Below are 12,605 nucleotides of genomic sequence, written 5' to 3' on the forward strand. Positions count from 1 at the left end.
GTGTTGTGGGTTAAGAAACTTAATAAGGACAGCGTCCGCTTTCAGGAGCATAGGGTTTTATAATGAAAAAAATTTATACAGTCGCCTTACTGGCGTTTATGGCAACCGGTTGTGCTCAGCAATCTTTTAATATCAAACATACGGTGGTCGGAGAACCTCAGAAAGTCTCTACGCACAACTTCTTTCTCAGCGGCATCGGTCAGCAGAAAACCGTTGATGCAGCCAAAGTCTGTGGTGGCGCAGACCGCGTAGTCAGAACAGAAGTGCAACAGACGTTTGTTAACGTTGCACTGGCAGTGGTGACCTTCGGAATCTATACCCCGAGAGAAGCACGCGTATACTGCTCTGAGTAACGGCTACACTGGAGTGAGCAGGGACCCGCGGGTCCTCTGCTATCACCTTCTACCGTTTTCCTACCTGAGCGATCACTGCTCTAATGTTTTCACGACATGTCTGACAAAGCCGAAGATCTCTAACTGATCGGCATCCGGCACCGAGATACACTGATAAGCAGAATTCATCGGTTTTAGATGCAGTGTCGGCTTCATCATCAATTGTTTGACGGTAAACTCTCCATTGATCGCTGCCACGATAATATCGCCATGCTGGGGTGTCACTGAGCTATCAACGATCAACAGATCCCCATCACTGATCCCACCTTCGATCATTGAGTCGCCGCTGACCCGGATCAGATAGGTTGCAGAAGGGCGTTTGATCAGTAGCTGATTCAAGTCGATCCGTTGCTCAACGTAATCCTGGGCCGGGGAAGGGAAGCCACAGGGCACTTGACTGAGAAAAAAAGGGAGTTCAGCAAGCGACGGAATTTCGGCCAGCAGATAACACTCCATGATTCAATCCTATTCATTACATAACTGTATATTTATACAGTATCGGTGTTTTATCTTAGGGATCAAGGGCGAAATAAAGAATTTTTCAAAGTCATTGTGAGGTAAGGAAATTTTCTGTTTAACACAACGCGTCGATAAACCACTGGAGAGGAAAGTCCTCGTAAGGTGGCAGGGGCAGAAAGGGGGATTGGTTATGGCTGTAAGGCTTTACTGGTGTTATCTTTCATTTTATAGAGCGCCAGCAGGCCGAAGATAGCACCGCTAATCAGATAAAAGGCCGAGCAGTGAGATCGACACCTTGTAATAGGGGACAACGCAATAGTGGTTGCATTACTTTAAATTCCGAGGGCTTATCGACCCGCAAAGCAATAATAACCGCCACCCTCTCCACGGCACTGGCAAGACCACTGAACACCAAACCGCGGGTAAAACCTCCGGCGCTATGTGTCTCGTTTGCCTCAAGGGCTAATCAGACGGCTGATATCACGGAAAAAGTTACGGTCAGTGCGGGCTTTTTTCAGGGCACCTTCACGATAGAAATAGACTTTCCTCAGATTACAATTCAGCAGTTCGGCAATATTGCGAGTATTCAGATTAAACAGATAACCACGCAGCAGTGAAACTTGCTCTTTGTTGAGGTTAAGCCGGTTATGGAAAATAATACTGTAATTACGTTGGCAATTTTCCTGCGGGTGTCGGCACAGAATACGAATAAAGAAACTCAAATCATCCAACGGGATACGTTTATCTAACTCAAAATCGGCATTTCTGATCAGCATAAACTGGTGCAGCACTGACAGTAGGCAGACTTTACAGCGGCGGTTAGTGGCTTTAATCCGTGATATATCTCTCTCTGGATCAATGACAATTTCTGGAACCGTTAGTGTGTCATAAAATATAAAATCAAAATGTTCTACTGACGGATGGAGCAGTAACTCATTTATCGTCGAAAAACTACAGACCCTGATCTTATCTGAGATATGCCGGCAGATAGTGGTGATGGCCAGCCGAGTATAGTTACAGGTATCAACAATAGCGATTGACCGAATGACTTCCGTGTTATTCATAGGACACCATAGTTCTCTGTCAGAATGACGTTAAGGGGGCGTTTCCTTTATAGCTATTCTGTAAAGATGTGATCGACAGTATTAGTGATTGGCGGAGATTCCCTGGCCGCCAGTTATTAATACCCATGATCCTTTATTTTTCGAATTATGTCAGCCTTTAACGGCTTGTTCCAGCGCTATCACTGCATGGAAGCAACGATGAGAATATTACAACTGAGAGCTCTAATAATGTTGTAGCAGAATATATCTGTTGTTTTTTTAGGGGGGGGATCATAACCTGATAGCAGGTTATTGATAATGTTTTTATTTTTAGATATAAGAAGTTCAGGAAAATGGAAAAAATTCTTATTATCCGTGTCGGTATTTTTTTATTTTCCCGTTTCGTTTGCGTATATTTAAGAAAATTACATTTTAATTGTATTCATCCTATCTAAATAACCTGTAATGTAAATTATATCTGATGAAGCTCACAAATATGTAAAAAACACCCTAGCCTGACTGGAAAAGGATTTATCCGCTGGTCACGAAAGGGTAAAGTTACGCGTAACAGTTAACAGGCGGGGAAAAATGATGAGTAATCTGTTTGATTTGACCGGCAAACGGGCACTGATTACCGGTTCGACCCAGGGATTGGGTTTGCTGATGGCCACCGGGCTTGCAGAACAAGGTGCAGAAGTGATCATTAACGGCCGCAGTGCAGAACGTTGTGAGCAGGCCGTCCGTTCGCTGCAACAGGCAGGTTTACGGGCGACAGGCTGTGCTTTTGATGTCACGGACCCGCAGGCAGTGGCAGAGGCGATTGAGATGCTGGAAGCCACCCATGGGCCGTTGGATATTCTGGTCAACAATGCCGGAGTGCAACACCGTCACCCGTTTACCGAATTTCCACTGACGGAGTGGGATAACATTGTCAATGTTAACCAGAAGTCGGTGTTCCTGGTCTCACAACAGGTAGCCAAACGGATGATCACTCGCCGTCGCGGTAAAATCATTAATCTCTGTTCAATGCAGAGTGAACTGGGGCGAGAGAATATTACCCCTTATGCTGCTTCAAAAGGGGCGGTCAAAATGTTAACCAAAGGCATGTGCGTCGAGCTGGCACGCTATAACATCCAGGTCAACGGTATTGCCCCAGGCTATTTTGATTCGGAAATGACGGCGGCGCTGGTCAATGATAAAGGCTTTAGCGAATGGTTATGCAAGCGTACGCCAGCTGCTCGCTGGGGGAAACCGGAAGAGTTGAAAGGGGCGGCGGTGTTTCTTTCGGCGAAAGCATCTGACTTCGTCAACGGCCATATCCTGTTTGTCGACGGTGGGATGTTAGCATCGGTGTAAGGATTACGGTATAAAGACCGGTCCTGTGCAGGATGCGCCCGGGGTACCACCGTTCCCTGGGCGTTTTTTTCTTTGCCAGGCAGACAGGAGCAGACTGCTCAGCCAACAGGATAACAACAGGAAACGTCATGAAACGAAACCGTATGTCGCTTCAAGATATTGCCAGCCTCGCCGGGCTGACAAAGATGACGGTAAGTCGCTATATGCGTGATCCGCAAAGCGTGTCTGAGCGAAGCCGACTGGCCATCGATAAGGTGATGAGCCAGCATAACTATATCCCTAACCGGTTACCGGAAATTTTATCAGGGGCGGGCAGTAAAACTCTTGGCGTGATCATCCCGTCGTTCCGCAACCAGATTTTTGCCGATGTGTTGGAAGGGATCCAACAACAGGCAGAAGCCAGCGGCTATCAGACGCTTATTGCTGCCAACAACTATGATCCCCAGCGCGAAGAAGAGAAGATCCGCACGCTACTCTCCTACCATATCGACGGTATTATCCTGACTGGCAGCCAGCACAGCCATGGGACACTCGACTATCTGCGTACCTCCGGCGTGCCGGTGGCTGAGCTGATGGAAATCAGTCCAGCACCGTTAGATATTCAGGTTGGCTTTGATAACCGCAGTGCCGCCAGAGAAATGACCAGTGAACTGATTAAGCGTGGCAAACGCCATATCAGCTATATCGGAGCAATGGATGATCCTCGGGATATCAGTCGTTATCAGGGAGTGGTTGAGGCGATGGCCCAGCATGGCTTGCAAGGTCAGCATTGCCAGCCGAAAGAGATCTCCTCTCTGGCATTGGGGCGAAAAATATTCAGCCAGTTGTTGGCTGAACATCCGCATACTGATGCCGTGTTCTGTACCAATGATGACTTGGCAATGGGCGTATTGCTGGAGTGTCAGGAGCGGGGCATCTCGGTGCCGACCCAGATGGCTATTACCGGTTTTCATGGACTGGATATCGGTACTGCCAATCCGCAGCGATTGGCGACGATTGTCACGCCACGACTGGAGATTGGCCGCACCGCCACCCGCTTACTGATCGACCGGCTTAGCGGAAGCGAAGTGCCGAACAATCACTCAGTGGATCTCGGCTACACAATATTCCGCGGCGATACCCTGTAAAACGCAGGCAACATTCGCGCTGCCTGCGGACGGTTCAGCGCCGGGAGCGTACCAGCTGATAGCGGCGGGTAAGATACTCCAGCGGCACACTCCAGATATGGACCAGTCGGGTGAACGGGAACAGCAGAAACAGCGTCATTCCCAATACCAGATGCACGCGGAAAATCAGTGCCACGCCGTCCAACGACTGGGCGGCATTCCCACGGAACGTCACAATGCGTTGTGCCCAGCTTGCCAGCTTCATCATTTCCGTACCGTCTAGGTGTTGGGCTGAGAAAAACAGCGTACTTAATCCGAGTATCCCCTGAATTAACAGCAATGCGAGGATTAAAATATCGGCAGGAGTTGACGTGGCACGCACCCGGGGCCGGAACAGTCGCCGTTTCAGTAGCAGTAATCCACCGATCACTGTCAGCAGACCAAACAGACCACCCACCGACATCGCCAGCATCTGTTTGGTTGCCGCAGACATCAACGGCTCATAGAGCCAGTGCGGTGTCAGTAACCCGACCAGATGGCCGAAGAAGATCCCGAGAATACCGATATGGAACAGGTTGGATACCAGTGTCAGTCCTTTTTTATCCAGCATCTGGCTAGAGGCTGCCCGCCAGCTGTACTGACCATAATCGTAGCGTAACACGCTGCCGACCAGAAATACCGTACCGCACAGGTAGGGGTAGAGGTTAAACAGAAATCCGTTCAGCCAGTCGCTCATTTAACACCTCCTGAAGATAAGTCGAGATAACGGGGCGCAACCTGATGGCGAAAGCGTTGACGGTGCTGTTGCTCCGCACTCTGTTGACATTGCGGGTCTCCGATAAATTTCACCTGTTCTTCTTCCCACAGAGCATCCAGTGCTTGCGGAGTATCGTCACGGGCTTCAGAGGCGATAGTTTGCTTTAGCATTTCACGTTTATTCGCCTGACCACAAAATGCCAGTAGCGGTTCAAAAAGTTCCTGGAACGGGCTTTCTCGCTGACTAAGACGGGCACTGAGCAGTGCCAGTAATGGCGCGATATCTTCCAGTCCTTGGCGACAGTGTTCAGTCTCACACAAAGACAGATATTCGAGATAGACAGGCAGGTAATCCGGCAGCTCACGGCTAGCGGGTTGCAGCCCCGCAGCCTGATATTGTTCCATCAGATCGACCATCGCTTGACCCCGATCCCGGGATTCTGCATGAACATGTTCAAACAGCAGTAGCGAGGTCGCACGTCCGCGATCAAAGGTGTCACACCACTCTTGCTGGCGATCGAGCAGTGGGGCACTGAAATAGTCGCTGCTGAAGGTCAGTAGAGACGGGCAATGTTCTGCGGTCAGGGCAATCAATGCTTGCTGCTCTTCCCAGAGTTCCTCTGTTGGGTAGTCCAGCAACAGACTGATCAGCTTGATCATGGTCATGGGCGATCTCCTGTTTTACCAGAGACATCAATGGCATCAATGCGGCGACTATTAAACAGATTAAACCGACTGTCACTGCCCTGGCAGCCATCACCAAAGCTGAATCCGCAACCGTTTTTCTCCGCAAAGGCATCCCCGCCCATCTCACGGTGGCCTGAGGGCACCACAAAACGGTCTTCATAATTGGCGATAGCCAGATAGCGATACATCTCTTCCGCCTGTGCCACACTCAGACCGGTTTCCACCAGTGCCCGGGTGTCCTCACAACCTTCCACCGTCTGCGCCCGTTTATAATGGCGCATTGCCATCATCCGTTTCAGGGCAGACAGGACTGGTGCAGTATCTCCGGCAGTCAGCAGGTTAGCCAGATATTGCAGCGGGATACGCAATGCTTCTACGGCCGGTAAAACGCCCTGATAGTCAATGGCTCCTGATTCTGCCGCTGACTGAAGCGGTGACAATGGCGGGACATACCAGACCATCGGCAGGGTGCGGTATTCTGGGTGCAACGGCAGGGCTAACTGCCACTCCATCGCCAGCTTCCATACCGGTGAACGTTGTGCCGCATCAAGGACATTTTCCGGGATCCCCTGACGACGGGCTTCGCGCAAGATGTCCGGATCATTAGGATCGAGGAAAATATCCCGCTGGCGATGATAAAGATCCTGTGGGCTCTCTGTGCTGGCGGCGTCGGCGATTTTATCGGCGTCATACAGCATCACCCCCAGATAACGGATACGCCCGACGCAGGTTTCGGAACAGACCGTCGGCATGCCGGCTTCGATACGCGGATAACAGAAAATACACTTTTCCGACTTACCGCTTTTCCAATTGAAATAGATCTTTTTATAGGGACAGCCGCTGATGCAAAGCCGCCAGCCCCGGCAGCGATCTTGATCGATCAGCACAATGCCATCTTCTTCGCGTTTATAAATTGCCCCGCTCGGGCAGGTTGCCACACATGAAGGATTTAGGCAGTGTTCACAGAGACGCGGTAGGTACATCATAAATGTGTGTTCGAACTGGCCGTAGATCGCTTTTTCAATATTGGTAAAGTTTTGATCCGCAGAGCGTTTGGCAAATTCGCCCCCGAGGATCTCTTCCCAGTTCGGGCCGGATTCGATCTTATCCATCCGCTGACCGGTGATCAGGGAGCGTGGCCGAGCGGTGGGCTGATGTTTACCCTGTACAGCGTGATGCAGATGCTGATAATCGAAGGTAAAAGGCTCGTAATAGTCATCGATCCCCGGCAGGTATGGATTGGCGAAAATCTTACTCAACACGCCGACTTTGCTACCGAGGCGTGGCGCCAACTTGCCGTTGATTTTTCTGATCCATCCTCCCTGCCATTTTTCCTGATCTTCCCAAGCACCGGGGTAGCCGGTACCCGGCTTACTTTCAACGTTATTAAACCAGGCATATTCCATCCCTTCACGGCTGGTCCAGACGTTTTTGCAGGTAACGGAGCAGGTATGGCAACCGATACATTTATCGAGGTTCAGTACCATGCCGATCTGTGAACGTATCTTCATTGATGATCCTCCTGTACCTGATCCCTGCCTTCATCATCCAGCCACTGAATATTTTTCATTTTGCGCACCACAATAAATTCATCACGGTTAGAGCCGACGGTACCGTAGTAATTGAAGCCGTAGCTTTGCTGAACATAACCGCCGATCATATGGGTCGGTTTAGGACTGATGCGGGTCACCGAGTTGTGGATCCCGCCGCGCATCCCCGTGATTTCCGAGCCGGGAATATTGGTGATGCGTTCCTGTGCGTGGTACATCATGGTCATCCCTGCCGGAACACGCTGGCTAACCACCGCGCGGGCGGTGAGCGCACCGTTACTGTTGAAGGCCTCTATCCAGTCGTTATCCGCGATCCCCATTTCCCGGGCATCCTCCTCGCTCATCCAGACAATGGGTCCGCCCCGCGATAAGGTCAGCATCAGCAGGTTTTCGCTGTAGGTGGAATGGATCCCCCATTTCTGATGCGGGGTCAGGAAGTTAAGGACTTTTTCCGGATAACCGTTGGAAGGAATATGCTGCATATCTTCCACACTGCGGGTATTAACCGGCGGCCGGTAGCTCACCAAGCTTTCGCCGAAGGCCCGCATCCACGGATGGTCTTGATAGAGTTGTTGGCGACCACTGAGAGTGCGCCACGGGATCAGTTGATGCACGTTGGTATAGCAGGCGTTATAAGAGACGTGTTCGTCCTCAAGGCCAGACCAAGTAGGACTGGAAATGATTTTCCGCGGTTGGGCCTGAATATCACGGAAACGGATTTTCTCTTCCTGCTTGGGCAATGCCAGTGGGGTATGATCACGCCCGGTCAGTTCACCTAACGCTTTCCAGGCTTTGACGGCGACCTGTCCGTTGGTTTCCGGGGCTAGCGTCAATATCATCTCTGCGGCATTGATCGCCGTTTCCAGCTGTGGTTGCCCTTTACCGGCACCTTCACTGCGGCACAGGTTGAGTTCACGTAACAACGCAACTTCAGGGTCGGTATTCCAACTGATCCCCTTACCGCCATTACCGAGTTTTTCCAGCAGCGGTCCGACGGCGCCGAAACGTTCGCTGAGGGCAGGATAATCACGTTCCACCACCATCATATGCGGGGCCGTTTTACCCGGCTGTAGCTCACACTCTCCCTTATGCCACTCTTTGACATCGTAGGGCTGTGCCAACTCCGCAGGGGAATCATGCTGTATTGGCAGTAATACCAGATCTTTTTCCACGCCGAGATGACCGGGGCAGAGGGCAGAGAACTGACGAGCTAGTCCTTTGTAGATATCCCAGTCACTGCGGGATCCCCACACCGGATCAACGGCCGCAGACAGTGGATGAATAAACGGATGCATATCCGAGGTATTCATATCGTCTTTTTCATACCAGGTCGCGGTCGGTAATACGATATCGGAGAACAGGCAGGTACTGGACATCCTGAAATCCAGTGTCACGAGAAGGTCCAGTTTGCCTTCCCGGGCCGGGGTCTGCCAGTCCACCTCCTGCGGTGACAGTCCTGGCTGATCCACGGTCTGTTGTCCCTGAATACCACTGTCGATTCCCAGCAGATATTTCAGCAGATATTCATGGCCTTTTGCAGAGGAGCCTAGTAGATTCGAGCGCCAGACAAACAGGTTACGCGGATGGTTATTACCGCTGTCCGGTTGTTCGCTGGCAAAGCGTAACTGACCCTTTTTGAGCGCCTGACAAGTGAAGTCTTCCGGGCTCATACCGGCGCTGGCGGCACGAGCTGCCAGCGTTAGTGGGTTAGTATTCAGCTGCGGTGAAGAGGGCAGCCAGCCCATACGTTCGGCACGGACATTGAAGTCGACCAGCTGGCCACGGAACGCTTTAGGATCGGCCAGTGGTGACAGTAATTCCTCAACTTTGAGTTTTTCATAGCGCCATTGGGAAGAGTGATTGTAGAAATACGAGGTACTGTTCATATGACGTGGCGGGCGTGACCAGTCGAGAGCAAATGCCAGCGGCTGCCAACCGGTCTGCGGTCGCAGTTTCTCTTGGCCGACATAGTGGGCCCAGCCGCCGCCGCTTTGACCGATACAACCGCAGAAGATCAGCAGGTTGATCAGACCACGGTAGTTCATATCCATATGATACCAGTGGTTCATCCCGGCCCCGACGATGATCATCGAACGACCATGGGTTTTATGGGCCGTCTCGGCAAACTCTCTGGCGATACGGATGATTTGATCGCGGGGCACGCCGCACAGCGCTTCTGCCCAAGCAGGGGTACAGGCGCTGACGTGGTCATAACCCGCCGTCGCCTGTGCGGGTTCCAGCCCGCGATCAACACCGTAATTAGCCATCACCAGATCATAGACCAACACCACCGGCTGTTGTGTCCCGTCTGCCAGTGTTAGCCAGCGGGCAGGAACGTTACGGCGGATCAGCGGCGACTGCTCGACATGTCGGAAATGGGGCGATGGCTGACCGCCAAAGTAAGGAAAATCGACCTCTGCCAGATGCTGAGAGTGATCGCGCAGGGTCAGCAGTAACTCACAGGACTCACCGGCGGCGCTGGCTTCAAGGTTCCATTTACCTTTCTCACCCCAGCGGAAACCGGCAGAGCCATTCGGGACCACCGGTTCCCCTCGGGTGTCCAGAGCCACCGTTTTCCAGTCCGGATTATTGCTCTCGCCGAGGTTATCCACCAGATCTGCGGCTCTCAGTAAGCGTCCGGCACTGTAATGACCTCCCTCCTGGGGTTCTAGCATCACCAGCATTGGCATATCGGTATAGCGGCGGCAGTAATTCAGGAAGTAATCGCTGGGATTCTGCTGGTGAAATTCGCTCAGAATGACATGACCCATCGCCATCGCCAGTGCGGCATCGGTGCCCTGTTTCGGCGCCAGCCACTGGTCGCTGAGTTTGGCCACTTCTGAGTAATCGGGAGTGATCGCCACCGTTTTGCAGCCCTTGTAGCGGACTTCGGTAAAAAAGTGCGCGTCCGGAGTCCGGGTCTGAGGCACATTTGAACCCCAAGCAATAATGTAAGACGCGTTATACCAGTCTGCTGACTCCGGCACGTCGGTCTGTTCACCCCAAGTCATCGGTGATGCTGGTGGCAGGTCACAGTACCAGTCGTAAAAACTGAGACAGGTTCCGCCCATCAATGACAGATAGCGACTCCCGGCGGCATAGGAGACCATCGACATGGCAGGGATCGGTGAAAAGCCGGCTACCCGATCCGGACCATAGGTTTTGACGGTCCAGATATTGGCGGCCGCGATCAGTTCATTGACTTCCTGCCAGTCGGCACGGACGAAGCCTCCTTTACCACGGGCACGCTTAAACGCCGCCGCTTTCTGATCATCATTGATAATACTTTGCCAAGCATCCACCGGATCGCTGAACTGCTGTTTTGCTTCGCGCCATAGGCTGACCAGAGCTTTACGGATCAGCGGATATTTCAGACGGTTGGCACTGTAGATATACCAAGAATAACTGGCACCGCGCGGGCAGCCTCGCGGTTCGTGGTCCGGCATATCGGGCCGGGTACGCGGATAATCCGTTTGCTGGGTTTCCCAGGTCACCAACCCGTTTTTGACATAGATTTTCCAGCTACATGAGCCGGTGCAGTTGACGCCGTGAGTTGAACGTACCACTTTGTCGTGCTGCCAGCGCTGGCGATATCCCTGTTCCCAGTCACGATTACTGTTCAGGGTCTGGCCGTGATCGCCGGCGAAGGTGCTCTGTTTCTGTTTAAAATAACGCAGTTTATCCAGTAACTTACTCATATTGTTCTCCGTACACTCCCGGACTGTTGATCATCAGGCAACGCCTGACACCGGAACAATGTCGCCCTCTGGCGGCAGGGTTATTGCTGCGCATTCTGTTTCCTGCCATAGACACACCAGGTCACCAGCAGGCAGATCACATAGAACAGTAAAAAAAGTTTCATCGCGCCCACCGGCGAACCGGTCATCGCTAACGATGTGCCAAAGGCTTTAGGAATAAAAAAGCCGCCAAAAGCGCCGATAGCGGAAATAAAGCCGAGGGCCGAGGCTGTTTCGGTGACCGCAGTCTGTTGTGCCTGAGCGTCATCCGCACCGGCATGGCGACAGCGAGTCAGGGTTAACTGGCGGAAAATCACCGCAATCATCTGGAAGGTGGAGCCGCTGCCCAGCCCGGCGGTGAGGAATAGCCCCATAAATAGGAGGTAGAATGCGATAAAATGCCCCGAACCCGGTGCCGCATCAGGCAGGGTGAAAAATAGGGCGGCACTGAATAGCGCCATAAACAGATAGTTGACCAAGGTGACACGCACACCGCCGAATTTATCGGAAATCATGCCGCCAAACGAGCGGGCCAGTGCGCCGATAAAAGGCCCAAAGAAGGCCAGTTTCAGGATATCAACCTCCGGAAACTGCGTTCTGGCCAGCATTGCGAACCCGGCTGAGAAACCGATGAAAGAGCCAAAGGTTGTCAGATAAAGCAGACTCAACAGCCACATATGCCCGCGTTTCAGTACCGGCAGTTGTTGACGAATCGACATCCGGGTACCGGGTATATCATTCATTCCGAACCAAGCGGCGAGGGTCGCGATAATCAGTAACGGCACCCATACCCAGGGCGCATTGGCCAGCCACATGATCGAACCGTCTTCTAAGGGGATACCTTTACCGCCCATCAGCGAAAACAACGGCAGAAATAACACCAGCGGCGCAGTCATCTGCATCACGCTGACCCCCAGATTCCCTAGCCCCCCGTTGATGCCCAGTGCGCTGCCCTGACGTGCTTTGGGAAAGAAGAAGCTGATATTTCCCATGCTGGACGCAAAATTAGCGCCAGCAAAACCGCATAACAGGGAAATCACGATAAACGTGGAATAAGCGGTAGCGGTATCCTGAACGGCATAGCCTAGCCACAGGCAGGGGATGATCAAAATGAGTGTCGAAATAGCCGTCCACTTACGGCCACCGATCAGCGGCACCATAAACGAGTAGGGAATGCGTAGGATGGCACCGGATAAGGCGGGCAGGGCGGTCAGTAGAAATAGCTGGTCGGTGGTAAAGCGGAAACCGGCTTTATTCAGGTTAACCGAGACGGCGCTGAAGAGCATCCAGACGCAGAAGGACAGTAGTAGTGCAAATACTGAGATCCACAGATTGCGCTGTGCAATTTTTTTTCCGGTTTGCTCCCAGAATACCGGGTCTTCCGGTTGCCACTGACGGAGCAGTCCGGAACATGCTTTCTCTGATGATGACATAAGTAGCCTGTAAAAAGATGAACAGAAATTCCGGACGCCTTTTACGCCGGGGCTAAGGTTGCAGGCTGTTGGTGTTATAGTTATCG

General features: G+C 52.1%; 10 protein-coding genes. 3 read left to right on the plus strand and 7 right to left on the minus strand.

All coding sequences use genetic code 11. The features are described 5' to 3' along the window. Nucleotides 1–62 precede the first annotated feature (62 nt). Nucleotides 63–353, plus strand: a complete 291-nt coding sequence (locus DW47_RS0100255) for a Bor family protein (RefSeq protein ID WP_029684303.1) — start codon at nt 63–65, stop codon at nt 351–353. Nucleotides 354–425: 72 nt separating this feature from the next. Here DW47_RS0100255 and umuD read toward each other — a convergent pair whose 3' ends face one another. Further along, complete coding sequence (gene umuD, locus DW47_RS0100260; protein ID WP_029684304.1) at nt 426–848, minus strand: translesion error-prone DNA polymerase V autoproteolytic subunit; 423 nt, start codon at nt 846–848, stop codon at nt 426–428. 458 nt (nt 849–1,306) lie between these two features. Then, a complete protein-coding gene (locus tag DW47_RS0100265) occupies nt 1,307–1,915 on the minus strand; it encodes a hypothetical protein (RefSeq protein WP_029684305.1) in 609 nt (202 codons plus the stop codon). 570 nt (nt 1,916–2,485) lie between these two features. Here DW47_RS0100265 and idnO point away from each other — a divergent pair. Together idnO and DW47_RS0100275 are read left to right on the plus strand one after the other, a co-directional pair. Next, on the plus strand, nt 2,486–3,250 hold the full coding sequence (idnO, locus tag DW47_RS0100270) for a gluconate 5-dehydrogenase (RefSeq protein ID WP_029684306.1): 765 nt from the start codon (nt 2,486–2,488) through the stop codon (nt 3,248–3,250). 128 nt (nt 3,251–3,378) lie between these two features. Next, entirely contained in the window at nt 3,379–4,377 is a 999-nt protein-coding gene (locus DW47_RS0100275) for a LacI family DNA-binding transcriptional regulator (RefSeq protein WP_029684307.1), read from the plus strand. 34 nt (nt 4,378–4,411) lie between these two features. Here the strand turns inward: DW47_RS0100275 and narI are convergent, their stop codons facing one another. The 5 genes from narI to DW47_RS0100300 all read right to left on the minus strand — a co-directional run bounded on the left by narI (nt 4,412) and on the right by DW47_RS0100300 (nt 12,519). Continuing rightward, entirely contained in the window at nt 4,412–5,092 is a 681-nt protein-coding gene (narI, locus tag DW47_RS0100280) for a respiratory nitrate reductase subunit gamma (RefSeq protein WP_029684308.1), read from the minus strand. Next, the gene (gene narJ / locus DW47_RS0100285; protein ID WP_029684309.1) at nt 5,089–5,778 is read right to left on the minus strand and encodes a nitrate reductase molybdenum cofactor assembly chaperone; all 690 of its coding nucleotides are present in this window, start codon (nt 5,776–5,778) and stop codon (nt 5,089–5,091) included. The genes narI and narJ overlap by 4 nt, the downstream gene beginning before the upstream one ends. Continuing rightward, complete coding sequence (gene narH / locus DW47_RS0100290) at nt 5,775–7,310, minus strand: nitrate reductase subunit beta (protein ID WP_029684310.1); 1,536 nt, start codon at nt 7,308–7,310, stop codon at nt 5,775–5,777. Before narH ends, narJ begins: the two co-directional genes overlap by 4 nt. After that, nucleotides 7,307–11,047, minus strand: a complete 3,741-nt coding sequence (locus DW47_RS0100295) for a nitrate reductase subunit alpha (protein WP_029684311.1) — start codon at nt 11,045–11,047, stop codon at nt 7,307–7,309. Before DW47_RS0100295 ends, narH begins: the two co-directional genes overlap by 4 nt. Nucleotides 11,048–11,127: 80 nt before the next feature. Beyond that, complete coding sequence (locus tag DW47_RS0100300) at nt 11,128–12,519, minus strand: NarK family nitrate/nitrite MFS transporter (RefSeq protein ID WP_029684312.1); 1,392 nt, start codon at nt 12,517–12,519, stop codon at nt 11,128–11,130. Nucleotides 12,520–12,605 lie beyond the last annotated feature (86 nt).

Origin of the sequence: Tatumella saanichensis, assembly GCF_000439375.1 — a bacterium.
Lineage (GTDB): Bacteria > Pseudomonadota > Gammaproteobacteria > Enterobacterales > Enterobacteriaceae > Tatumella > Tatumella saanichensis.